The organism is Bifidobacterium sp. N4G05 (assembly GCF_002742445.1).
GTDB lineage: Bacteria > Actinomycetota > Actinomycetes > Actinomycetales > Bifidobacteriaceae > Bifidobacterium > Bifidobacterium hominis.
The window spans coordinates 206,332-232,108 of sequence record NZ_NJNQ01000003.1 but is presented as its reverse complement, the minus strand read 5'-3'; the positions used below and the strand labels follow the sequence as shown (position 1 = coordinate 232,108).

19 protein-coding genes are annotated in these 25,777 nt (G+C 55.6%); 14 read left to right on the top strand and 5 right to left on the bottom strand.

Features of this window, described 5'->3' with window-relative positions; translation table 11 throughout:
* Positions 1-32: 32 nt before the first annotated feature.
* Together hrpA and CE153_RS04190 are read right to left on the bottom strand one after the other, a co-directional pair.
* Positions 33-4,133 (bottom strand): ATP-dependent RNA helicase HrpA, encoded by a 4,101-nt coding sequence (hrpA, locus tag CE153_RS04195; protein WP_099595214.1) that lies wholly within the window; start codon positions 4,131-4,133, stop codon positions 33-35.
* The gene (locus tag CE153_RS04190) at positions 4,130-4,741 is read right to left on the bottom strand and encodes a class I SAM-dependent methyltransferase (RefSeq protein ID WP_180753395.1); all 612 of its coding nucleotides are present in this window, start codon (positions 4,739-4,741) and stop codon (positions 4,130-4,132) included. Before CE153_RS04190 ends, hrpA begins: the two co-directional genes overlap by 4 nt.
* A 161-nt stretch (positions 4,742-4,902) precedes the next feature.
* Here CE153_RS04190 and hflX point away from each other — a divergent pair, with 161 nt between their 5' ends.
* The 3 genes from hflX to CE153_RS04175 all read left to right on the top strand — a co-directional run bounded on the left by hflX (position 4,903) and on the right by CE153_RS04175 (position 8,738).
* Positions 4,903-6,363 (top strand): GTPase HflX, encoded by a 1,461-nt coding sequence (gene hflX / locus CE153_RS04185; RefSeq protein ID WP_099595212.1) that lies wholly within the window; start codon positions 4,903-4,905, stop codon positions 6,361-6,363.
* Positions 6,364-6,565: 202 nt separating this feature from the next.
* Positions 6,566-7,528 carry an L-lactate dehydrogenase gene (locus CE153_RS04180; protein ID WP_004220646.1) on the top strand — a complete coding sequence of 321 codons (963 nt, stop codon included), beginning with the start codon at positions 6,566-6,568 and terminating at the stop codon, positions 7,526-7,528.
* 274 nt (positions 7,529-7,802) lie between these two features.
* Positions 7,803-8,738, top strand: coding sequence for a cation diffusion facilitator family transporter (locus CE153_RS04175; protein ID WP_099595210.1), 936 nt, complete (start codon positions 7,803-7,805; stop codon positions 8,736-8,738).
* 110 nt (positions 8,739-8,848) lie between these two features.
* Here CE153_RS04175 and lexA read toward each other — a convergent pair whose 3' ends face one another.
* A complete protein-coding gene (gene lexA / locus CE153_RS04170) occupies positions 8,849-9,562 on the bottom strand; it encodes a transcriptional repressor LexA (RefSeq protein ID WP_039198951.1) in 714 nt (237 codons plus the stop codon).
* A gap of 294 nt (positions 9,563-9,856) precedes the next feature.
* Between lexA and nrdR the strand changes: the two genes are divergently transcribed.
* A complete protein-coding gene (gene nrdR / locus CE153_RS04165; RefSeq protein ID WP_033500596.1) occupies positions 9,857-10,309 on the top strand; it encodes a transcriptional regulator NrdR in 453 nt (150 codons plus the stop codon).
* Positions 10,310-10,494: 185 nt separating this feature from the next.
* Here nrdR and serA read toward each other — a convergent pair whose 3' ends face one another.
* Positions 10,495-11,694 (bottom strand): phosphoglycerate dehydrogenase, encoded by a 1,200-nt coding sequence (gene serA / locus CE153_RS04160; RefSeq protein ID WP_099595209.1) that lies wholly within the window; start codon positions 11,692-11,694, stop codon positions 10,495-10,497.
* 10 nt (positions 11,695-11,704) lie between these two features.
* Positions 11,705-13,984, bottom strand: a complete 2,280-nt coding sequence (locus tag CE153_RS04155) for a HelD family protein (RefSeq protein WP_099595208.1) — start codon at positions 13,982-13,984, stop codon at positions 11,705-11,707.
* Between the two features lie 306 nt (positions 13,985-14,290).
* Between CE153_RS04155 and mraZ the strand changes: the two genes are divergently transcribed.
* The 10 genes from mraZ (at position 14,291) to murG (ending at position 25,776) form a co-directional block, all read left to right on the top strand.
* Complete coding sequence (gene mraZ, locus CE153_RS04150) at positions 14,291-14,761, top strand: division/cell wall cluster transcriptional repressor MraZ (RefSeq protein WP_180753408.1); 471 nt, start codon at positions 14,291-14,293, stop codon at positions 14,759-14,761.
* Positions 14,761-15,792, top strand: a complete 1,032-nt coding sequence (gene rsmH / locus CE153_RS04145) for a 16S rRNA (cytosine(1402)-N(4))-methyltransferase RsmH (RefSeq protein ID WP_099595204.1) — start codon at positions 14,761-14,763, stop codon at positions 15,790-15,792. The genes mraZ and rsmH overlap by 1 nt, the downstream gene beginning before the upstream one ends.
* Positions 15,793-15,794: 2 nt before the next feature.
* Positions 15,795-16,250 (top strand): hypothetical protein, encoded by a 456-nt coding sequence (locus tag CE153_RS04140; RefSeq protein WP_099571326.1) that lies wholly within the window; start codon positions 15,795-15,797, stop codon positions 16,248-16,250.
* Between the two features lie 53 nt (positions 16,251-16,303).
* Positions 16,304-18,049 carry a peptidoglycan D,D-transpeptidase FtsI family protein gene (locus tag CE153_RS04135; protein ID WP_099595203.1) on the top strand — a complete coding sequence of 582 codons (1,746 nt, stop codon included), beginning with the start codon at positions 16,304-16,306 and terminating at the stop codon, positions 18,047-18,049.
* A gap of 33 nt (positions 18,050-18,082) precedes the next feature.
* Positions 18,083-18,961 (top strand): UDP-N-acetylmuramyl peptide synthase, encoded by an 879-nt coding sequence (locus CE153_RS04130; protein ID WP_099595201.1) that lies wholly within the window; start codon positions 18,083-18,085, stop codon positions 18,959-18,961.
* Positions 18,962-19,066: 105 nt separating this feature from the next.
* Positions 19,067-20,542 (top strand): UDP-N-acetylmuramoyl-tripeptide--D-alanyl-D-alanine ligase, encoded by a 1,476-nt coding sequence (locus tag CE153_RS04125; RefSeq protein ID WP_099595200.1) that lies wholly within the window; start codon positions 19,067-19,069, stop codon positions 20,540-20,542.
* Positions 20,543-20,615: 73 nt separating this feature from the next.
* On the top strand, positions 20,616-21,713 hold the full coding sequence (gene mraY / locus CE153_RS04120; protein WP_099595199.1) for a phospho-N-acetylmuramoyl-pentapeptide-transferase: 1,098 nt from the start codon (positions 20,616-20,618) through the stop codon (positions 21,711-21,713).
* Positions 21,714-21,808: 95 nt separating this feature from the next.
* Positions 21,809-23,248, top strand: coding sequence for a UDP-N-acetylmuramoyl-L-alanine--D-glutamate ligase (gene murD / locus CE153_RS04115; RefSeq protein ID WP_180753407.1), 1,440 nt, complete (start codon positions 21,809-21,811; stop codon positions 23,246-23,248).
* Complete coding sequence (locus CE153_RS04110) at positions 23,229-24,470, top strand: peptidoglycan glycosyltransferase FtsW (protein ID WP_004220622.1); 1,242 nt, start codon at positions 23,229-23,231, stop codon at positions 24,468-24,470. The genes murD and CE153_RS04110 overlap by 20 nt, the downstream gene beginning before the upstream one ends.
* Before the next feature lie 130 nt (positions 24,471-24,600).
* Positions 24,601-25,776 (top strand): undecaprenyldiphospho-muramoylpentapeptide beta-N-acetylglucosaminyltransferase, encoded by a 1,176-nt coding sequence (murG, locus tag CE153_RS04105; RefSeq protein WP_033524071.1) that lies wholly within the window; start codon positions 24,601-24,603, stop codon positions 25,774-25,776.
* The last annotated feature ends 1 nt before the right edge of the window (position 25,777 follow it).

The window sequence follows — 25,777 nt, the reverse complement described above, 5'->3', positions numbered from 1 at the left end:
CGACGGCAATGGAATGCGAAAGATGATATGCGTTAGCTCAACGCTTTCTTGATGCGCTGCAGGCTGATCGGCTTCGGCGTGCCGAGTTCCTGCGCCCACAGTGATACGTAGAATTCTTCAAGCATCCAACGTGCGGTGGCCGCCTGCTTCATCAACGCCTCATGACGCGGACCTGCAGGCTCGCGCTCGGCCTTCGCCATGGCCTTGTCGGCCAACTGCTTGGCTTCATCAGCCTCCCAAGCCCAACGTACATCACGATTCTTGTCGTTCTTCGCCTTACCTAAACGAAGCATGTCAGCATGCAGATACCGTTCAATCGACGCCAACGCATCCGGGGGAGTCTTACCAATGAATCCCGGATACACCAGCGTGGCGATATGCTCACGAATCGACTGCAAAACGCTCAACATCGGCAGATCAGCCTTGCCTGACACGGCCTTATCAACCTCCGCATACCGCTTCAAAATAGCAATCACATCATGCGCAACCGCATACACGGTATCTTCGAACACTTCACGCACATCAAGCACCGCATTCGCCAACGCCTCATCATCCGGCAATTCATCAACATTCGGCAGCAAACGCTTCACCGCAGCCAACTGCAGATCCTCAGTAAGATCCTTCGTGGACTGATATGGTGCGGACGCCAACATCAACGCCTCCGCACCCAACCAACGCGACGAAATACGTTCGCTGGGCATACGCAAAACATCAAGCGCACCGCGCCACAGCATGGTGGAACGGGCTTCAGTAGTGGCACCAGCCTTATGCAGCAGATTGGCCTGCTCCACAAGCTTACCCTGATTCCCGGCGTTTTCCGCCTGCTTCTTCACCATCTGCCGTGCGGAAGCCTCAGCTTGCTCCGCAAACTTGCGCTGCAACTCCACCAACGATTTGCCCGTGCCAAGCACCTTGACCGGACCTCGCGCATGCCGCCTGCCATGCTGACTCTTACGACTCGGAGGCAACTGTTGCTCCACCGAGAACGTCACGCGCAAATACGGTGTGAGCTTGCTCCACAATTCACCAGTCAACACTTCAGGGTGAATCTGCGCGCCGACAATGTTGATGGCCGCCTGCGTAAACACATGCGGCAAATCCGGCCACGTGCTCACACCCTCCGCATTGGCAGGAGCAAGATTCGGTTTCTGCTGGCTACCAGAACCAGGCAGATCCGGATATCTCTCATCAATCCACGCACGAATCTTACGAGACGTATCAGGAGCGGGAACAAACTGCACACGCAGCGTCTTCGGCAACGACTTGATCATACCGACAATCAACTCATCCAACAATCCGGGAACATTCCACGTGAACTGCTCCGGTGTCAAACGAGACAACACCTTCAACGGCACATGCACAGTCACGCCATCATGCGGATCATGCGGGTCATACACATAACTCAACCGCAAATCGATAGGGGAGCCGTCCGTGCCCAACGTATGCCAATGATCCGGATAGTCAGCCAACGACACCGACTCGGCATCAGCAAGACGCTCCACCTTCTCCGGATCAAAATCCAACAAATCCGGCTGCTCATCACGCGTCGACTTCCACCATTTCGCAAGATCCGCAACCGACGTGACAGTATTGGGAATCACCGAATTATAAAAATCGAACAGATCCTCATCACTGACCGTCTGCGCCATTTGACGTGTACGACTCGCATCGTCTGCGGCATCCTCCAACACATCGCGATTCTTCGCAATGAAATCGTCATACGAGAACCGCTGCTGAATATCGCCCTCGACCAAACCCTGACGAATCAGAAAATCACGGGCCTCCAGCGGATTGATACGACCCCACTGCACCGTACGATCCTGCACGATCGGCAAACCATACAACAGCACCTTCGCGCTCGCCACCGCGGAACCACGCGAACCAGACCAATGCGGATCCGCATACGTGGTTCGCGTCAACGAACCCGCCAACGGCTCAGCCCAAGCAGGATCGATCTGGGCGGAATATCGCGCCCACAAGCGGCTCGTCTCCACCAACTCCGTGCTCATCACCCATTGCGGCGTCGACTTGGCAACCGCGGAAGCCGGGAACAACGCGAAATGCGTGCCACGCGCACCCTGATAATCATTCTTCGCCATCTTCTGCGCACGCTTCATGGCACGTGCACGGGCAGCGCCCTTCAAACCAGCGAAATCAGACGCCTTCGGCTCACGCACGATCTGCATGCCCATCATCGACAACAAGCCCGAAAGCATCGACGTATGAATACCCTGCGCATCCCACGAACAACACAGCGAATGCGCAGCCTGCTGGTTCAACGGAAGCTGACGAATCTCAAGCGGTGGACGCGAAACCGGAATCGGATCACCAACCTTGAACTTGAATTCCTTGCACATCTCACGCAACTGCGTGACCAGATCCTTCCACTGACGAATGCGCAGCCAACTCAAATATTCAGTCTTGCAAATCTTACGAAGCGCGGAATTACTGGGCTCACCGTCAGCCTGAAACACACGATCCCACAAGTTCAACGCGGTCAGAAAATCACTGGACGAATCGGCATACCGGTTATGAATACGGTCGGCCTCCTCACGATTCTCATCCGGGCGCTCGCGAGGATCCTGCAAACTCAGAAACGCGACCACCACCAGCACCGCGGCCAACGTGTTCGGCGTAGTCGACTTTGCAGCCTCGATAACCATACGGCCCAAACGCACGTCGATCGGAATGCGCGCGAGCATACGGCCCGTGTGCGTCAGCACAACCTCGCCATGCTTACGCGCCACAGCCTTCAATTCGGTCAACTCATTGAAACCATCAGACACCGCCTTCATATCAGGCGGATCGATAAAGCCGAAATCCGTAACATCCTGCGCGGTACGAGCCACACCCACCGATAGCATATGCAACACAACCGCACCCAACGACGTGCGCAGAATCTCAGGCTCCGTGAACTCCGGACGCGTCTCAAAATCCTCACGAGAATACAAGCGAATCGCAATACCATCGGCAATACGGCCGCAACGGCCCGAACGCTGATTCGCACTCGCCTGACTGATCGGCTCAACCGGAAGCCTCTGTACCTTCGCACTCTTCGAATAACGCGAAATACGGGCGGTACCAGGATCAACCACATAACGAATGCCCGGTACCGTCAACGACGTTTCAGCCACATTCGTAGCGATCACAATACGCTGATGATCATGCAGCTCAAACACACGATGCTGCTCCTTGGCAGACAATCGTGCGAACAAGGGCACAATCTCAATCGCATCAGGACGACGCATATCAACAGCACGCGGGCCATAATGATGACGCAACGCATTCTCAAAATCATGAATATCGCGCTCGCCGGAAGCGAACACGAGAATATCGCGCGGTCCACGGTCATGACTCGAATGAATCACCAATTCGGCACAGGCGCGTGCCACAGCCGTCGGCATATCAACATTCGGCTCGCGAGAATCCTTCGCATCGGGGGCGGCAGACAATGCTTCATAGTCAGCATCGCCCGGCATCGCGCCCGTTTCAAAACCGGGTACGGAACGCATCAACGCGGGAGCGGTACCCAGCGGCTCATACACGACCTGCACGGGGTAGGTTCGCCCCGAAACCTCGATAACCGGTACTTTCGTATGCAAAGCATGTTCGAAATGCTCTTGGAACTTCACCGAATCAATCGTCGCCGACGTGATCACCAATTTCAGGTCACGTCGTTTCGGCAACAGTGCAGTCAAATATCCAAGAAGAAAATCAATATTGAGACTACGTTCATGCGCTTCGTCAATAACGATCGTATCGTATTGCATCAGCTTCGGATCACGTTGAATCTGCGCCAGCAGAATACCGTCCGTCACCACACGAAGACGAGTCTTCGGCGAACTTTCATCGGTGAAACGCACCTGATAGCCGACCTCGTCACCCAGACGCACGCCCATCTCCGCGGCGATACGTTCGGCTACGGTACGCGCGGCCAGCCTACGCGGCTGCGTGTGCACGATCTGCCTGCCATGCGATCCGCGACCCAATTCCAACAGAATCTTCGGCAGCTGCGTGGTCTTACCGGAACCAGTCTGACCGGAAACAATCACCACCTGGCTCGACTTCACCGCCTCGGCAATATCGCCGCGCGCAGCAGAAACCGGCAGTTGGGAAGGATATTCGAATTTCATGCCTTCATAACCTCGATAACGCGGAAGCCCTTCGAACTCGCGTATTTACTTACCTCATAACCATCGCCAAGCTGCGTGGCAAGCCACGGAATCAACGAATCCGACCCCAGATTCTTCTGCACCACCAAATAGGCGGCACCACCCGCATTCAAACGCGGCAGCCATGTCATCAGCAGCTTATGCAGCACATCCTTGCCGACACGAATCGGCGGATTCGACCAAATCAGATCAAACGTCACATCCGAAGGAATCTCATCGGCGGTGACCGCACGAATGTTTCCCACACCATTGAGCTCGGCATTGCGACGCGTCAGATCCAACGCGCGTTCATTCACGTCCAACGCCCAAATATCAGCCTTCGGCGAAGCAAAACCAAGTGTCAACGCAATCGGACCCCAACCGCAACCCAGATCAAGGAACGTACCCTCCTCAGGAGGCTCCGGAGCCTGACGAAGCAGCACGGACGTTCCCAAATCCACGCGATTGCCGGAAAACACGCCATTGGAAACCTCAACATCGGCCTCGTTGCCTCGCAACACAACATGCAGCCTCTTACGTACATCCTTCGACTGCGGATCAGCCGCGAAATACTGTTCGGCCTGTGCCATACCCACTCCTTGCAAACGCTCGCCTCCGGTATCACGCAAGCCACGCTCATCCACGTGGCGAATGCCCGATACCCATGTCTCTAGAGAATGATGATAATAAAGACACCATAGTTTAACCGTGAGAGGTGCCATTGAGCCAAGAAAACGACATCGAGCATAGCATGAGTGCCAACGACGTGTCAGGCGTGCTCGCAGACCAGTCCGAAGTGCTGCTTGATACCAACGGCGAAAACCATTTCAACGAATCCCATGACGAACAATGGCAGGAACGAGAATCCCGCAATGCGTTGAAGCATGTGTCCGGACTCGGCGAAATGCAAGACGTCACCGAAGTTGAATACCGAAAAGTCCGCCTTGAACGCGTCGTGCTCGTCGGCGTATGGTCAAGCCGTGAAACCACACAGGCACAGGCCGAAGAATCATTGCGAGAACTTGCCGCGCTTGCCGAAACCGCCGGCGCCGTGGTATGCGACGGCCTGCTGCAGCATCGTATCAAGCCGGACGCAGCTACATACGTTGGCTCCGGCAAAGCCCGCGAACTCGCTGGAATCGTGGCGCAAGAGGAAGCCGACACCATCGTTGTGGACGATGACCTGCCGCCAAGTCAACGCCGCGCCTTGGAAGACGCCACCAAAGTAAAAGTCGTCGACCGCACCGCCGTGATCCTTGACATTTTCGCCCAACACGCAACCTCACGCGAAGGCAAAGCCCAAGTGGAACTGGCGCAACTCCAGTACATGCTGCCACGACTGCGAGGCTGGGGTGGGTCACTGTCACGACAGGCGGGCGGCCGAGCCGCAGGAGACGCCGGCATCGGCTCGCGAGGACCAGGCGAAACGAAAATCGAAATGGACCGCCGCGTGATCCGCAGCCGCATCGCCAAACTCCGCAAACAGATCGAACAGATGGCTCCCGCGCGTGACGTCAAACGTGGCGCTCGCCGTCGTTTCGGATTGCCGACCGTTGCCGTGGTGGGATATACGAATGCGGGCAAATCGTCGTTGACAAATCGGCTGACCGGTTCCGCGGAACTGGTGGAGAATGCGTTGTTCGCCACACTGGACACCGCAGTGCGCAGGGCGCGCGCCAAAGATGGACGTCAATATGCGTACGTCGATACCGTCGGGTTCGTGCGTCGACTGCCTACGCAGCTGATTGAAGCGTTCAAATCCACGCTGGAGGAGGTTTCCGAAGCCGATCTGATCGTGCATGTGGTGGACGGCTCGCATCCGGACCCGTTCTCGCAAATCGACGCGGTCGACGATGTGCTTTCCGACATCGACGGCGTCGAAACCATTCCCACGATTATCGTGTTCAACAAGGCCGACCGTATGGATGAGGCCACACACGAGCGTATCGAGGCGTTGATGCCAGAAGCGTACATCGTGTCGGCGTTTTCCGGCGAAGGCGTCGACGAGCTGCGTATGCAGGTGGAATCCATGCTGCCGACGCCGAACGTGCATGTCGAGGCGTTGCTGCCATACACTGCCGGTTCGCTGGTGTCGCGCGTACGTGAATATGGCAAAGTGATCAACGTCGAATACCGTGACGATGGTATGATGCTCGAAGCGGAAGTGGACGATCATTTGGCTGCGCAAATCGTGGAACAGTCAATCGGCTGAAAACCTTGCAAAACAGTGCAACGCAACGGACACAGCGTTTGTGAGCGCTCACATACTTTGTGAGGCAAATCACTTTTTCAGTACTTGCAAGTCGTGTTACAGCATGTCAAAACGTCATGCTGTATGGATAAAGTAAAGATGAAATCCTAAGAGAAAACCTGCTACTAGCGGGACATTCTTTTCTTGTAAGAGAGGTAAGCACATGGTGGATTCACCAATCAAGCCCACAAAGCTCGCTATCATCGGTGCCGGTGCAGTCGGCTCCACTCTCGCTTTCGCTGCCGCTCAGCGTGGCGTCGCACGTGAGATCGTGCTCGAAGACATTGCCAAGGAACGTGTCGAAGCCGAAGTGCTCGACATGCAGCACGGCTCTAGCTTCTTCCCGACCGTGTCCATCGCAGGCTCCGACGATCCGGAAATCTGCCGCGACGCCGACATGATCGTCATCACCGCAGGTCCGCGTCAGAAGCCGGGCCAGTCCCGCCTCGAACTGGTCGGTGCCACCATCAACATTCTCAAGGCCATCATTCCAGGTCTCGTGAAGGTCGCCCCGAATGCCATCTACATGCTCATCACCAACCCGGTCGACATTGCAACCCATGTTGCCCAGAAGATCTCCGGCCTGCCGGCAAACCAGGTCTTCGGCTCCGGCACCAACCTTGACTCCGCACGTTTGCGCTTCCTGATCGCCCAGCAGACCGGCGTCAACGTCAAGAACGTGCACGCCTACATTGCCGGTGAACACGGCGATTCCGAAGTGCCGCTGTGGGCCTCCGCCACCATCGGTGGCGTCCCGATGTGCGACTGGACCCCGTTGCCGGGCCACGCCCCGCTCGACGCCGAAGTCCGTGAGCAGATTCACCAGGACGTCAAGAACGCCGCCTACAAGATCATCAACGGCAAGGGTGCGACCAACTACGCCATCGGCATGTCCGGCGTTGACATCATCGAAGCCGTCATGCGCGACTCTAACCGCATCCTGCCGGTGAGCTCCATGCTTCACGACTTCCACGGCATCTCCGACGTCTGCATGTCCGTGCCGACCCTCCTCAACCGCTCCGGCGTCAACACCGCCATCAACACCCCGGTGTCCGACCGCGAACTCGCAGCCCTTACGCGCTCTGCAGAGACGCTGAAGGAAACCGCCGCCCAATTCGGCTTCTGATAAAAAACGCGGTAACGGAGCGTCAGCTGCGTTACACGGAATTCGACGTACTTTTGCACGCCTTCGTCTTGTGTGCCTTGCCGATGCAAGCGTTGCTGCGTTTTTTGTTTGTTTTGACTATTGACAGACGGATGATGAGTCGTTAGACTGCAAGCAGAAATAACGGAAACCCCAGCCTTTGGCTGGGGTTTCTTGCGTTTTACAAGCAATGAAAATGGTATTGAGAAACAATTTCAATAAGTTCCTCAATTAATTAGGTTGAAGGATTGCATACATGGCACATGACCACACGTACGGAACAATGGCGAACACGGGAGCAGAACATCAAAAACGACTCATGATGTCACTGGGGCTCACCTCGACTGTATTCATCGCGGAAGTCGTCAGCGCAATCATCACCGGATCATTGGCACTGCTCGTAGATGCGGGCCATATGCTCACCGACATGTCCGTACTCATCGCATCAACCGTCACCGCAATACTGATGCAACGCAAACCCAGCAACAAACGCACTTGGGGATGGGCGCGGCTCGAAGTGCTCACCGCGGCAGTCGGAGCCCTCATACTCTTCATCGTCGGCATCTACGCTCTCGTGGAAGCAGGCATGAGACTTTTCGGAGGAGCTGCTGACGAAATAAACGATGTGCGACTATTGCTCTTCATGGGTATACTCGGCCTTGCCGCCAACGTCGGATCAATCTTCATCCTTGCATCGCAAAGCGAAGACAACATGAACATGAAAGCGGCGTTCCTCGAAGTTATGAACGATGCCCTGGGATCCGTAACCGTAATCGTATCGGCGATCGTACTCATCTGCACCGGCTGGGCCGGCTTCGACGCGGTTGCCGGCGGCATCATCGCGCTCATGATGATTCCACGCGCCATCAAGCTCCTGCACAATGCGGTCCGCGTGCTCTTGGAAGAAACACCCAACGGACTTGACCTTGACGAAGTGCGGGCCCATTTGGAACAAGTGCCACATGTTATTGCCGTGCACGACCTTCACGCCAGCACCGTATCCACCGGCATGCCGATCCTCATGGCACATGTCGTGGTCGAACGAGACCTCACCATGAAGGAGGCTGCAGAAATACTCGCCCAACTACAGGACTGTCTGCGTGAGCATTTCCCCGTATCGGTGCCACACACTACCTTCCAGCTCGAACCGGAGGGATACAGTTCGGCGAGCAAATCCGAAATGCATTCCTGACCAACGAAGCCTGCTGTGTTATGAAAAACCGCGCTCTTGGACGTGAAATCAAATGTTTGACTTCACGTCCAAGAGCGCGGTTTTGTAAAGGGCGAGACGATCATTATGCCTTAGATCTTGCGGAGTACGGTAACCACCTTGCCCATGATTTCAGCATGCGTGCCATCAATGGGGGAGTAAGCGGGATTGTGCGGAATGAGCCAGACATGACCGTGATCCTTGCGGAACGTCTTCACTGTGGCCTCATCGTCGAGCAGTGCCGCCACAATATCTCCGTTCTCCGCGGTATTCTGCTCGCGTACCACCACAAAATCGCCGTCGCAAATGGCCGCGTCGATCATGGAATCGCCGTGCACCTCAAGCATGAACAGATTTCCGGTACCGGTGAGCCGTTCGGGCAGTCGCATCACATCATCCACATGCTGTTCGGCGGTGATGGGCACTCCCGCGGCGATGCGCCCCACCAAAGGAACATCTCGTGAGGCCATGATGGAACCGCTGGAATCGGATTGGCCTGGGAATGGAATGACCCGTGCCACCTTGTTCGGCGAGGATTCATCGTCAAAGCTTACGACTTCAATAGCCCTGCCCTTGTTCGCATTCATGCGAATAAAACCCTTTTCGTCAAGCACTTGCAGCTGGTGTTTGACGGATGACGGACTTTTCAGCCCTGCGGCTTCGCCGATTTCGCGGAACGAAGGGGCGAAACCCTGTTCCGCCAGATGCTTTTTGATGGCGCCGAGCACCTTGCGCTGGCGATCGGTCAGCGTGCTTTCATCCGGACGCTCAGCATCCTTTTTGGGTGTGAATGGGACGGTGCTCACGGTGGGCTCCTTTCAGGTCTCAGGTAAGCATAACGCGAAACGCTGAGGAAATCAAACATCTGTTCGAGGTGTGTTTGCGATTATCGAACATATGTGCTATGTGTAGAACGTGCGTTCGATAGAACAGCTGTTTGAGAAGGGTTGTTGTGATGATTCGTGTGCAGTAAACGAGCTGGCGCGCTTGAATAATCTGGATTCTGTTTCGTTCAGAGTGGGCAAAGGCTTATCGTTCCTGACGAGGTGTAACTCACGTGGGATTGTCCTAGTTCAATGGCTCAGGCTATTCTTGACATCATGCATTGCCCTTTTTGTCAGAATCCAGATACCAAGGTGGTCGATACCCGCATCAGCGATGACGGCCACTCCATTCGCCGTAGGCGAGAGTGCCCGAAATGTTCCAAGCGTTTCACTACGCTGGAGACCACCATGCTGTTGGTGGTGAAGCGTTCCGGCAACGTCGAACAGTTCGATAGGAACAAGGTGATTTCCGGCGTTCGAAAAGCATGCCAGGGTCGCCCGATCAAGGAAGACGATTTGAAGGCGCTCGGGCAGCAGGTTGAAGAGGATCTTCGTGCTCGAGGGCTTGCCCAGGTCAAGTCCGACGAGGTCGGCAAAGCCATTTTGAAACCGTTGCGTGATCTTGACGAGGTTGCTTACATGCGTTTCGCCAGTGTGTATCAGAACTTTGAGAATCTTGGGGATTTTCAGAACGCTATCAATGAGCTGAAAGCTGACGCGCTGAAGTAGTTTGATGGTCGCTATCGAAACGTGTGGCAATGCGTTGTCTCGTCAAGGATGGACTAAGTGACGCAGAAGTTGGGCGATTACGGCATGACATGACGATTTATGCATTGTGGGGGGGTCCAGCCGCTTAGGCTGGAACCCCCCACAATGCATTTATGCCGTATTGACGTATGTCGTATTGCAGACCGTCAGCTGATTATACGCATGCGAATCGTGCCTTCAATGGCTGCAAGCTCGTCCAAAGCCTTCTGGCTCGGGCGCTGCGCCACATCAGTGACCACATAGCCGATTTCGCCTTCGGTGCCAAGCGCCTGGGCTGCGATATTGATGTTCTCTTCGCCAAGCACGTGGTTCACCTTGGCGAGGACGCCAGGCAGATTCGCATGAAGATGCGCGATACGGAAGTTCGAACGGATATCGGACAAGGTGATCTGCGGAAGATCAACCGACAACATCGTGGAACCTTTGAACCAATAATCCTCAAGACGCTGTGAAACGAACTGGCCGATGGATTTCTGCGCTTCAAGTGTGGAGCCGCCAATATGCGGGGTCAGAATCATATTGTCTTCATCTGAAAGGTTCGTCAGGAATTCATCGCCGCTTTTCTTCGGCTCGATAGGGAACACATCCACTGCAGCGCCTGAAATATGACCGGAATCCAAGTGCTTCTTCAACGCGTCCAAATCCGCCACGAAACCGCGGGACAGATTGATGAAAATCGAATCCTGCTTCATATGGGAGAACTGGTCCTCACCGAAGAAACCGGTATTGGACCTGCGGCCATCGACATGCAAGGTGACCACATCGGACTGCTCAAGCAGCTCGTTTAGCGTGGAGCAACGGTGAGCATTGCCCATGGCAAGCTTCTCTTCGATGTCGTAGAACACCACACGCATGCCAAGCGCCTCGGCGATAACGGAAAGCTGGGAACCGATATTGCCGTAGCCGATGATGCCGAGCGTTTTGCCTCGCACTTCATGGGAGCCGGAAGCGGACTTATCCCACGTGCCATGCTTCATGTGATGGGTGTGCGCGGGAATGCGGCGCATCAGGCAGATGATATCGCCGATGACCAGTTCCACCACGGAACGGGTGTTCGAATATGGGGCATTGAACACGGCGATGCCATGCTTGCCCGCATAGTCAAGATCGACCTGATTGGTGCCTATGCAGAAGCATCCGACCGCGGTGAGCGTCGGACGGGCATCGATGACCTTGCGGGTCACGCTGGTTTTGGATCGGATACCCAGAAGGTCAACGCCCTCCAGAGCGTCGATGAGTTCGTCTTCGTTGAGAGCGCCCTTGAGGCACTCGACTTCGAAGCCGTGGTCACGCAGCGACTGCGCCGCGTCGGGATGAATGTTTTCAAGTAACAATGCTTTAGGCATGATTCCTACCTTATAGCTTGAGCAGTTTTTCGTCAGCATTTGTCCGGACTATAAGCAGGCGTTGCGTCGGTCTGGTCATGGCGACATACAGATCGGCGGCTGCCACAATGCGCGAAGGAGCGTTCTCCTCGATGATTCCCGGCTGTACCACCATCACCGCGTCATACTCCAGTCCCTTTACCATTTGGGTGGAGCAGACGGTCACCTGCTCATCCCAGGAGCTTTGCGCATCAAGACGGTCGAATTCCTTTGTCGGCAATGTTTCACGCAACTGTTCGTACACGCGCCTACGCAGTGACTTGACCATATCATCAGGCGCAATGATGGCCACACGTCCAGTGCCGTCGGCGGATATGTACGAACGAACCAGATCGACGGTCTGCTGCGCCACGGCGTCGAAAATCAGACTTTCATCGGCCAAGGTGAGACGCTTGACCGAATCAGGCACGCCGCGAACCGCATTGACGGTGGAGATGTACAAACCTTCGGCAGCCGCGAAATCGCAGGCGAGTTGCGACACTTCCTTTGGATTACGGTAGTTGATCGTCAATTCGTTGAGCTGCCAATTGCGGGGGCCGAATAGAGGATCCATCATGCGTCGCCACGAACGAGTGCCGCCTAACGCGGACGTTTGCGCTACGTCGCCCACAATGGTAAACGAACGCGATGGGCAACGGCGGATGAGCATACGCCAATCCATGGCGGTGAGCTCCTGAGCCTCATCGACGACGATATGGCCATACGTCCATTCGCGGTCCGAGGCGGCGCGCTGCGCGGTGAGTTCGGCGTCCATACCATTGATATTGTCCACCAGCATTTGCGAGGTAACGATGCCGGACCCGATGCCAGCCTGTGCCAACGTGTCCTGTGCGAATTGCTCTTCTTCGGCGCGTTTGGCGTCCAACGCCTTTTGACGGGCGACCGCCTTCGGGTCGGGGCCAAGCAGCTCCATGGCCTCATCCAACAAGGGAACGTCGCTGACTGTGAACGGCGATCCCTTCGGGCGCGTCAGCGCTTCGATGTCTCGTTCCTCAAGCCAAGGTGCGAAACGGCGAAGCTGCTGCGGCTTGCAGAACAATTGGTCGACCAGCCATTCGCCGGTCATCGGCAGCCAGGCGAGATTCAACGTCTTACGCAGTGCGTCGTTCATGCGCAGCTGCTGCATCACATCCGTCAACTCGGCTTGTTCCGGTTCGTAATCAAGTTTGTCCACATAACGGTTGCGCATGGCGATCAGCATGCTGTGCACGAAGGTTTCGCGTGCTTTGTTGTGCTGCTGTCGCGTGCGTTTGGCATCGGTGATGGCCTGTTCAATATCCGTGCGCACGATGGACACAGTGAATCCGTTGATACGAATCGACGGCAATTGCGAAGGAACGCGTTCCCTTGCTGCGACGGCGTTGGCGATGGCCTTGGCCATGCGTCGGTCGCCCTTGAGTTTTGCCACGAACGGATCGTCATGCGCTGTCGCGATTACGCCGGGAATGAGATCGGCGATGGTGCGGCTGACTACTCCGGTCTCACCAAGGGAGGGAAGCACCTGGTCGATGTAATGCAGGAACGTAGAGCTCGGACCAACCACCAGCACGCCGGAACGTTCGAGCATTCTTCGATGCGTGTAGAGCAGATATGCGGCGCGATGCAGGGCAACGGCGGTTTTGCCGGTACCCGGACCGCCCTGCACCACCACGGCCTGATTGAGGTCTGCACGGATGATACGGTCCTGTTCGGCTTGGATGGTGGCCACGATGTCGGTCATCTTGCCGGTGCGTTTGGCGTTCAATGATGCAAGCAGCGCGCCTTCACCGGTTAGCGTGCCGTCCGAGGACGCTTGACCTACTTGGTCGGAATGCACATCGAGCACCTCATCTTCGACACCGACCACTTCACGGAAACTCAGCGTGATATGGCGACGCATTACGATATCGCCATGGTGCGAAGGCGTCGCCTCATAGAACGGGCGTGCCGCGTCGGCTCGCCAATCGGTGAGGATCGGCTCATGGTGCTCGTCGGACAATCCGATACGACCGATATACCGGTGCGTGCCGTGAACATCATCGAGCCTGCCGAACACCAGACGGTCCTCGACTGCACGCAACTGGGTGAGACGGTCCTCGTACATGGTGGCGAAGGAGTCGCGTTCGGTGCGTTGCGTGGGCGAACCGTGCGAGCCCGCTGCCCGCACGGTGTCGAGACGGGCGCGAGCTTGAGCCCGTAGGTCGTCCAAGCGGCCATACGCGCGGCTGACGGCCTGTTGTTCTTCACGCAACTGGGCGGAATAACTCGACATCTACAATCCCTTCCTCACAAAACTTAGGCACTCCAATGTACCCCGAGGCTTCTACGAAAACATTATTGTCAAACGAAAAGCGATGTTTCTAGGGCAGGATGATGAGTGAATTTCGACGGAGCTTGTTCATTGTGGGGAGAAACGGACTTTTATTTGCCGATTTTTTCCATTTACGTGGGGATTTATGGTGACCTGTGGGGTAAAGTGGGAAAGAGTCTCGGGCCTGAGGTGTTCATGTGTGTCGGATAAGGAGGTGTGGTGATGGTTCAAAGTGTTGCAACCACACCATTCTCCGAGGACGATGCAATGCAGGCAGGCAACATGATGGTGGAATTGCCGCCATTGTTGCTGGGAACATACACTCCAAAAATCGACGCCAAAGGACGCATGGCACTGCCTGTGAAATTTCGCAGTCAATTGGGACCGGGCATGGTGATGGCCCGAGGTCAGGAGCGTTGTGTTTACCTGCTGCCCCAATCGGAATTTCGCCGGATCGCGTTGCAGATTCAGCGCATATCCATGGGCAATAAGGCCGCGCGCGACTATTTGCGCGTATTCCTTTCCGGTGCTGTTGACCAGGAGCCGGACAAGCAAGGACGTGTGCTCGTGCCGCAGATGTTGCGCGATTACGCGAAGTTGGGAAGCGACATTGTGGTGATTGGTGTGGGAACCCGAGCGGAGATTTGGAATAAGCAGGCATGGGAGGAATATCTCGCCGAAAAGGAGCAGGGGTATTCCGATATTGCCGATGACGTATTACCGGCGGTGGAATTCTGATGACAGATGTGACAACGATTCATCAGCCAGTGTTGCTGCGTGACTGCGTGGATCTGGTGGCGCCTGCATTGGCGAAGCCAGGGTCGATCGCAGTGGATTGCACGCTTGGCTTGGCCGGGCATTCCACGGCATTCCTTAAAGCGAGCCCGCATGCTTGCCTGATCGGCATCGACCGAGACACCGAGGCGCTTGCGCTTGCCACACAGCGAATGCAGATGGAAGGCCTTGCCGATCGCTTCATACCTGTGCATGCCGCGTTCGACGATTTTGCGCAAGTGCTTGATGATCAGGGAATCGATCAAGTGAACGCCGTGTTCATGGATTTGGGATTGTCAAGTCTGCAGATTGATGAGACGGAGCGGGGATTCTCGTATTCCCACGATGCGCCTTTGGATATGCGTATGGACGTGACCCAGCCATTGACCGCTGAGCAGGTGCTTGCCGAATATTCGTTTGCCGATCTGGCACGCATTTTCCGTACGTATGGTGAGGAACGCTTCTCCAAGCAGATCGCCCGTGCGATCGTGCGTAGGCGTGAGATCGAGCCGTTGACCACATCAGGGCAGCTTAACCGTCTTGTGGATGAGGTTGTGCCGCAGGCGCACCGTCCTGCAGGAAATCCTGCCAAACGAGTGTTCCAAGCGTTGCGCATCGAAGTCAACGGTGAGCTCGACAAATTGGCGGGAACATTGCCCCAGATCGCCAACCGTCTCGCGGTGGGAGGGCGTTTGGTGGTGGAGTCGTACCATTCGCTGGAAGACAAAACCGTCAAAACATTCATGAACCAAGGTCTGAAAGCTGATGTACCTGCGGACATGCCGGTGGTTCCGCCGGATATGATGCCGTTCTTCAAGGAACTCACGCGAGGCGCCATTAAAGCCGACGAGGAGGAAATCGCCATGAATCCGAGGTCGGCTTCCGTACGATTGCGTGCAGTGGAACTGACCAGGCCAATTCCCGAACGCTGGCGAAAACGATTCGACCGGGGCAATGACTACGCAAGCATGAAACGGCAAGGAAGGAGGGGCTGAACGTGGCCGCACCAAGAACGATCGCATCAAACGCGGCTCCCGCAGGACGCCGGGACCAAACCGAAACTGTAGGCACCACTCGCCCTGAATTGCATGTCGTCAAAGGAACGCGTGCCGAAGGCAATGGTGTCAAGCGAGGATTCAAACAGCTCATCACATGGACTCGCACCAGAAGCACCCCGTTGCTGCATTTGGTCATTGCTGTCATTTTCCTTGGAATCTGCCTTGTGGGATCCTTGATGCTACGCACCCAAATGGTGCAGGATTCCTTCGACGCGAACAGGATCGAGTCGAACATCATCCGTTTGACGCAAGACGTGGGAGATGACCAGACCAAGCTCGACGAGCTTGAGGCCTCGCTACCAAGCAAAGCCGAGGAAATGGGTATGGTGCCTCAAAAAGGTGCCTTGACGATTGATCTGAACGGCTATCAGCCAAGCGGAGACGACGCTCAGTGAATCCTTTTCGCAGTACGTACACGCGTTTCCATAAGAAGCTGCTCACAAAAACCATGGCCATCGGCGTCCTTCTGGCGCTGATGGGCACGGCATGCCTTATCCAATTGGCCAACGTTCAGCTGATCAACGGCAAAAGCATGGCGCAAGCCGCGGCGCAAAGCAGAACCATCACAGTGACATTAAAGGCGAGCCGCGGAAAAATCATGGACACGAACGGTTCTATCCTCGCACAGAGCGTGGAACGATACACCATCATCGGCAATCCCGAGAGGGCGCAGGCCTTCACGCCGATAACGTGCACCAAACAAACCGGAGACATCTGCCACCAGATCAACGGCAAACCGGTAGGTGCCACAGGAGCCGCGGCCGTGGCCAGGCTGCTCGCCCCGGTACTGGACATGGATGCTACCGAATTGGGTGCCATGCTCTCGGGAACAGGTCAATACGCGGTACTGAAGAAAGACGTGACGCCGGCGGTTAAACGCAAAATCTCCAAGCTCAATTTGGACGGTATCGTCTATGCGGAACTCAGCAACGAACGTATCTATTCTAACGGAACCTTGATGGGAGCGTTGCTGGGAGGCGTCGATGGCGAAGGCAAAGGCGTCGCCGGTATCGAACAAATGGAAAATAAGACGCTGACTGGCGAAGACGGATACCAGGTTTACCAACAAGGCAACAACGGCGTCGAAATCCCAGGAACCATGACCGAATCGAAAGATGCGGTCAATGGATCCGATGTCACGCTGACCATCAACCACGACGTGCAGTGGTATGTCGAAAAAATACTGAGAGAAAGCTGCGAAAAATACAGTTCGCCATGGGGAATCGCCGTGGTGCAGGACACTCAAACAGGGGATATTCTCGCGCTCGCAGACAGTGACGAGATCGAAGCCGGCAGCGATCAGGCGAAGATGACGGTTTCCAGGGCCGTCAGCGAAACGTTTGAGCCAGGTTCCATTGGCAAGGTCTTCACAATGTCGGGAATGATCCAGCTTGGATTGCATCAGGCGTCAGACAAATTCACTGTACCGGACCATATCACGATGAACGGGCAGACCTACAGCGACGCGACCACCCACGGTGACGAACACTGGACCCTTGCGGGCATTCTCGAGCAATCGTCGAACGTCGGCATGATCATCGCAGGGGAGAAGATGTCTAACGAGCAGCGATACGATTTCATCAGCAAATTCGGCATCGGCCAAGACAATGGGCTCGGGCTTCCTGGCGAATCGGATGGTTTGCTATATTCGGCCGATCAATGGGATCTGCGAACCCAGAACACCGTGTTGTTCGGCCAGGCTTACACGACCAATGCACTCCAGCTGACGAATGCGGTTGCCGTGATCGCCAATAAGGGCGTTAAGAAGCCGCAGCGCATCATCAAGGCGATCAGCGATGCCGAAGGACATTCCGAAGAGCAAAAGCCCGAGGGCGAGGCAACGCGCGTGATTGACGAGCAGGTGGCCTCTCAGGTGCTGAACGCCATGGAATCCGTGTCCGACCATTACTCCCAGTTCATCAAGGTGGATGGTTATCGTGTCGCAGCAAAGTCCGGTACGGCGGAAGTCGCTGGTGCCGATGGCAGACTGTCGTCGATTATCAGCGATTATTCGGCGATTATTCCTGCGGACAATCCTCGCTTTGTCGTCACGGTGGTGTTGAAGGAACCGCAAGGCGTTTTTGGTGGTCTGACGGCAGGTCCGGTCACCGCGGAGATTGGTGAATTCCTTATGCAGAAGTATGAAGTGCCTGCGTCAAGCCCGCGAACTGATGCTATTCCAGTAACTTGGTGAGTATGCAAGCATGAAGAACGGAGGGGTGGAAAGATGAGCGCGATCAGTGAGTCCATGAACAGACGAATGACATTGGGTCTGCTTGCCAGCAGATATGGCTTTGACTTGGATCCTACGTTTGCCACTGAAGTGACGATCACGTCCATTGCGGACGATATCGATTCGGTACGGCCGGGATCGTTGTTCATGCCGTCCGCACCGGTGGATGAGCAACAGCTGCGTCAGGCTCAGGCACTTGGCGCATATGGTGCGGTGGTACCTCATGCGTTGCGTGGAAAGACAGAAGATATACAGATTCCTGTGATCTATGCCGAGCCGACCGCACAGCAGTTGGGTAGGCTTGCCAGCGAAATGGCGGGTAGTCCGTCCGATTCATTAGCGGTGTTCGCCGTGGCGGGAAGCGATACGCAGGCGGTGGACCAAGGGGTGAGGGATCTCGCTGATTTCCTGCATATGCTTGGTAATCCGGTTGGTGTGATCAGCTCGGGCAACTCGCAATCGTTGGAACGATATCTTGATCTGAACTATCCATTGTCGATTCTTGACGTGCAGCGTACGATGGCCGTGTGCGCTGAAGACGGTGCTGCGGCTGCGATTCTCGCTCTGAGCGAGGAGACGTTGAAAGACGACGCATTACAGTCGGTAAGTGTCGATGTGCTTGGTTGCGATGACAATGGTCTAAGCGAAGCCGATATCGTCAAATCGGTTGCGCGATTCGGATGCACCGTCGGGAAGCGGACCCGTATCGCCGTCCGTACGCAGGAATCCGATATGCTCGCATCGCAAGCGGCAGCGGCGTACGGGCAGACGAACAGCAGCGCATTGTCGCTGTCCATATCGATGGTGCTTGCGGCGGGTGTGCGCAAGGCCAACATCAAAAGTGCGTTGCGCGTATCCCGAGATCTGAACTAGTTTCAATCGGAACGGATGCGTAAAACGCACACGATAATCGCAAAACAACGTGAACAGTAAACGGAACAGCAACACAGAGGAGAAAACACAGTGAGCAGCCCGACCATGATGCCAATGAGCTTGGAGGAGATCGCCCAGGCGGTTCAGGGACGGCTGATTGCCGGAACTGCGGCAGTGAATGTGCCGGCGGCCACCAGCGCATTCACCGATTCAAGACAGATCGTTGAAGGTTCGGTTTTCGTAGCGATTGCCGGAGAACGTGTGGACGGTCACGATTACGTGCCGCGTGTGGGCGCTCAAGGTGCCGTTGCCGCAATAGTCGACCATGAGATCGCCGACGCCGGTGTGCCTCAGATTGTGGTGGAGGATACGGTGCTGGCCTTGGGGGCGTTGGCCAAGCATAATATCGAGCGCCGTCGCGCGCTGGGAACTCCGTTTACGGTGGTCGGCATTACCGGTTCCGTCGGCAAGACCACCACTAAGGATCTTATGAAGGCGCTGCTGTCTCGCATGGGATCGACGGTTGCGCCGGTCGGATCGTTCAATAACGAAATTGGCCTGCCTCTGACCTCGCTCAAAGTAAATGCCGAAACTCGTTTTCTGGTAGCGGAAATGGGCGCCAACCATGTTGGGGAAATCGCCAATCTGACGTCGCTGGTGCCGCCGGACATCGCGGTTGTGCTGAAAGTCGGCGTTGCGCATTTGGGTGAATTCGGCTCCGTGGAACGCATCGCGCAGGCCAAGTCGGAAATCATTCATGGTCTCGTTCCCGGCGGTCTTTCCGTGCTGAATGCGAACGACGAGCATGTGGCTGCGATGAGCGCCTTCGCGCCGGGCGATGTGATGTGGTTCGGACTTCCGAATGGTGAAGGTGGCAATCCTGCGATCACCGCTCAGCATGTGCGTTGCGACGAGTTGGATCATCCGTCCTTCACTTTAGAAAACGGTGATGGCGAGCATGCCGAAGTCACCTTGGACATCTGCGGTCAGCATAATGTCATGAATGCGCTTGCCGCCGCTTCAGTGGCGATGCGTTTGGGCATGTCGATTGGCGATGTCGCATCCGCATTGTCGGATGTGACGGCCATCAGTCCCCATCGCATGGCTGTTTCCATCGTGAACAAGCAGGAAACGTCATTCACGCTGATCGATGATTCATTCAACGCCAATCCTGATTCCATGAAAGCCGGTCTTGACGGATTGCTGCGTTGGAAGGCTGGTTCCGAAAGCCAGCCATTCCGTGTTGCGGTGTTGGGCGCCATGCTTGAGCTCGGTCCGGATGAAAAGGATTTGCATGTTGGCATCGGCCGGTATGCGTTGGAAGGCGGGGTTGATGCGCTGCTGACGGTTGGCAGTGCATCCGATGCTTCCCTGGACGCTCTGGCAGGTGCCATGGCGGACGGCGCATCCTCGGCGGGAGACGCTTCTCATGTCGATTGGGTTCACGATATCGATGAGGCCGATCGTCTTGTGACGCGACTCGCCGTCGAACATCCAGGTGCCGTGGTGCTGCTTAAAGGTTCCCACGCTTCCGGCTTGAGCGCTCTGGCCGAACGTTGGCAGGCCCTGGCTGCACAATAGAACAAAAGCATTTGGCAAGATTTGAATAATCGACGTTATCTGAAGAATGTCTGACTGAAACGGAGAACATCAGGTGATTTCGCTCATCATCGGAATTGTGGTGTCGCTGGTCGTAACGATTGTGGGAACACCGCTGCTGATTCGTTTGGTACACAAGCTTAATTACGGGCAGTACATACGCCAAGATGGTCCGAAGTCCCATCTGGTCAAGCGTGGCACGCCTACGTTGGGTGGCGTGGTCATCAATCTGGCGGTTGTGTTGGGTTGGGGCTCGTCGGCACTGTATCGCTTCATCACCAGGGGAGAGGTGCCGTCATGGTCGGCGCTGCTGGTGCTGTTCGCCATGCTATCGATGGGTATGCTGGGATTCATCGATGATTTCGCGAAGGTTCGCAAAAAGCAGAGCGAAGGCCTGACGGTCAAAGGCAAATTCATCGGCCAGTTCATTCTCGCCACCATCTATGCGGTGCTGGCGTTGATTCTGCCGACGAATTCCGGCTTCCCCAGCGCGCAGGCCGGCATGAGCTTCATTGAAGAGCCGTTTTTCAGTTTCGAGTTCGCAGGCAAAGCCGTGGCCATCGTGTTGTTCGTGATCTGGGTGAACTTCCTGATGACCGCATGGACCAATGCCATCAACCTGACCGATGGTCTTGACGGATTGGCTGCTGGTTCTTCGATGATCGCATTCATGGGATATGCGGTGATCACTTTTTGGGAGTTCTACCACCTCAAGGGTTTGGGACATGAAGGCTTCGCCTACGCGGTGTCCGATCCTCTTGATCTGACCATCATCGCGGCCTGCGCGGCGATGGCGTGCTTCGGATTCCTGTGGTACAACTCCAATCCAGCATCCATTTTCATGGGAGATACCGGTTCTCTGGCGCTTGGCGGCTTGTTTGCGGCCATGTCAATCGCCACACATACGGAATTCTTGGCGATTATCCTTGGCGGCCTGTTTGTGATTGAAACCATGAGCGACGTTATTCAGGTCGGCTATTTCAAGATGACTCGCAAGCGTGTGTTCAAGATGGCTCCGATCCATCATCACTTCGAATTGAAGGGGTGGCCGGAAGTCAAGGTTGTAATTCGCTTCTGGATGATTGAATTGCTGTTCGTGTTAATTGCGTTGGTGATTTTCTACGGCGATTGGGTCTCCCGTTCCGGTCTGTGACGGCTGTTGCGTTCCGCTGATATGTGAACGGCTGCAACATGACTGTGATCTGTAAGGAATATCAAGGCATATGAGGTGCCGACAATCGAAGGATGATGGATATGGATATGAGCGGTAAGACCGTGATTGTGGCGGGTCTTGGAGTTTCTGGCCAAAGCATGATGGAAGTGTTGGGGTCCCGCGCCGAAAAAGTGCTTGGCGTGGATGAAAAGAAGCCCGATGCTGATTTGCACTCCTTTGATCGCATCGACTGGGATCATGTTGATTTGGTTATGACTTCGCCGGTGTTCAATCCGAGGACTCCGTTTATTCTTGAGGCGCAGCGTCGTGGCATTCCTGTGATGAGCGAGGTTGAGCTTGCTTGGCAGCTGCGAGTGAATTGCGATTCCACCGGCGAACCAGCACAATGGATCGGCATCACCGGCACCAACGGCAAAACCTCCACTACGGAAATGACTTCGGAAATGCTGACGGCTTGTGACCTGACGGCACCGGCTGTCGGCAACATCGGCAAGGCGGTATCCCATGCCGTGGTCGATCCGGCAAATGATGTGCTATGCGTTGAGCTGAGTTCCTTCCAGTTGCATTTCACCGATTCGCTGGCTTTGGATTGCGCTGCGATTACCAATATCGCGGATGATCATCTTGACTGGCATGGCGGCATTGAAAATTATGCGGCAGATAAGGCGAAGGTCTTCCACCGCGTCAAGAAGGCTTTGGTATATAACGCCGATGACGAGCGTGTGACCAGGCTGGCGTTCGCAGCCGAGACGGCGGAAGGCTGCCGCAAGGTCGGATTCACTCTGTCTGAGCCGCAAGATGGTCAGATCGGCGTGAAGGACGGTTGGATCGTCGATATGTCTGGCATCGCAGGTGGCGAGCTTGGAATGCCAGAGCAGGTCGCCAAGGTGTCTGAGTTTACGCATCTGACTGAGCCTGATGGCACGGTGTACCCGCATTTGCTTGCTGATGCGTTGACCGCATTGGCGCTGGTGCTGGGGCTTGGCGCAGACAAAGAGAAAGCCATCGCATCTCTGGAACAATTCACGCCAGGCGGGCATCGCATTCAGACTGTCGCCACCGCCACCACGCCAGATGGGGGCAGCATTCGTTTCGTGGATGATTCCAAGGCGACCAATGCACATGCAGCCAAGGCATCGCTCAATAGTTTTGCAGACAAATCCGTGGTGTGGATCGCTGGCGGATTGGCCAAGGGCAGCCGTTTCGAACAGTTGGTGGCAGAACAGTCGCACACCATCAAAGCCGCGGTCGTCATCGGCAAAGATCAGCAGCCCATCTTGGACGCGTTCGCAGCGAGTGCCCCCGACATTCCGTTGACCATCATCGATCCGGCGAATAATGACGTCATTATGGAACGGGCCGTCGATGCTGCGGGTGAATATGCCCAATCCGGCGATGTGGTGCTGATGGCGCCTGCCTGTGCGTCCATGGATCAGTTCAAGTCGTATGCCGATCGTGGAAACCAGTTCGCGCAGCAGGCTCAGCGTTGGGTGAATGAGCATGGAGAAGCCTAAAACCAAGCAGAGTGACGGTACCCGTCAGAAGAGGCAGGCTGCTGCTGAAGAACGGGTCGACGATTTTCGTGGTTATGTCGGTCTGCGAAGCATGCTTAATCCGATTTGGTGTTTTCACGGGTTTAGGGTCTCTGTGGTTATCCTCACCATTTTCGGTGTGATCATGGTGTTTTCCAGCTCTTCGGTGTATATGATTGCCAATGACCAATCTCCATGGTCACAAGCGATTAAGCAGGGCGCATTCTGCGTTCTCGGACTTATTGTGGGCGTGGCCTGCATGATGGTTCCGGCGGAGCTTATCAGAAGGGTCAGTTTCGCTTTTCTGCTCGTCGCCTTGTTCTTGCAATCGTTGACATTTACGCCGTTAGGTGTTGATGCTCAGGGTAATAAAGGTTGGATTGGTCTTTTTGGATTTACCTTCCAGCCGGCTGAGGTCGTCAAGCTTGCGCTATGCGTATGGCTGCCTCGGGAGCTGATTAGCGCGCAGAAGCGGGTAAGTAAGGTGGGGCCGGTCAATGCATATCGCAGGTTGATTACGTGGCTTGGTCTTGCATTGCTGTTGGTTATGGGCGGCAAGGATCTTGGTACGGCCATGATTCTCTTTGCGATTGCGGGAACCGCGTTGTTGCTGGGAAATTTTCCTGGCAAATGGCTGGCTATTGTGGCATGTGGCGGTCTGGCTTTGGTCGGCGGTCTTGTTATCAGCAGTCCGAACCGACTTAACCGCGTCATGGCTACATATCAGACTTGTTCCGCAGCTGATATGGAGGGTGTCTGCTATCAGGTGGTGCATGGCAAATACGCCATGGCTTCCGGAGGCTTGCTGGGCGTTGGGATCGGCAATTCCGGAGAAAAATGGGGATATCTTCCGGAAGCGCACAACGATTTCATTTTCGCCATCATTGGTGAGGAAACGGGTTTCGTCGGCGCTTCGTTGGTGATTCTGCTGTTCCTTGTGCTTGGATGGTGCATGCTGGTGGTGGCTATCCAAGCGCATGACAGATATATCACTTTGGTGCTGGCCAATATTACCGTGTGGATCGTCGGTCAGGCGTTTGTGAACATTGGTGTCGTGGTGGGGCTGTTCCCTGTTATGGGTGTGCCTTTGCCTTTCGTGTCGGCCGGTGGTTCGTCGTTGATTCTGTGTTTGGGCGCTGCGGGCGTGACCATCAGCATGATGAAACAGCAGCCGCAGATCCAAGCGGAGATTCAGAGAGTCTGAAAAGCCACTGTTGCCTGCGGGGTGCTGTCGCATGCGGCGGTAATCAAACGTAGATGAAATGTGAGTATCCTTGTGAGCATCGGTATGGCGCATGGTGTGCCGGGATACCGTGGGGCTAAGCTCGTACATTATGAGCAATCAGAAGCATATCGTTCTAGCCGGCGGTGGTACGGCAGGTCATGTCAATCCTCTGCTCGCCGTGGCACATGTGATTCGCGAGCTTGAGCCGGATGCCGATATTGCGGTGGTGGGCACTGCAGTCGGTCTGGAACACGAGTTGGTTCCGCAAGCGGGCTTCGAGCTGGAAACCATTGAAAAGGTGCCCTTCCCCCGTAGACCCAATATGGCGGCATTGAAGTTTCCTGCGCAGTGGAAGGCTGAAACGGCCAAGGTACGTGATATTCTCACCCGACACGAGGCGCAGGTGGTCGTCGGATTCGGTGGATACACGTCGGCTCCCGTGTATGCGGCTGCGCACAAGATGGGCATTCCGATTGCGATGCATGAGCAGAACGCCCGTGCCGGCATGGCCAACAAGCTGGGTGCACGCTGGGCGTCCATGATCGGCACCGCGTACGCGCAAACCGGTTTGAAACCACGCAAGGGTGTTGAAGCCGAACGTGTGGGATTGCCGTTGCGTGCTGAAATTGCGGCAATAGCCGAAGGTATGGAACATGACCGTGCAGCCACAAGGCAAACGGCTGCAGCGCAGCTGGGAGTCGATCCGAACCGTCCTCTGGTGGTGGTGACCGGAGGATCGTTGGGTGCTGTGAACGTGAATCGTGCGGTGGCGGCTTCCGCCAAGGAATTGCTGGAACATGCGCAGGTGATTCACCTGACGGGAAAAGGCAAAGACGATGAGGTGCGTTCGTTGGTGTCGGTGAGTGCCGGAGAGCAGGTGCTTGGTGAGCTTGGACCAGAGCATGCCAACGACGGTGATTATCGAGTCGCGCCTTACTTGGAACGTATCGACCTTGCGTTCGCTTGTGCCGATCTGATTATCTGCCGTTCCGGAGCGGGCACCGTTTCGGAATTGACTGCTTTGGGACTTCCTGCGATTTATGTTCCATTACCGATCGGCAACGGCGAGCAGCGTTTCAACGCTCAGCCGGTCGTCGATGCGGAAGGTGGCCTGATGGTGGCGGACGCTGACTTCACTGCCGAATGGGTCAAACGTCATGTGCCGAATCTGCTAGCCGATTCGGATGCGCTTGCCAGGTATGGCGATAACGCTTGGAAATATGGTATTCGAGATGCCGCCGAAGTCATGGCCAAGCGTGTACTTTCCATGATTGACGAAAGGTAAG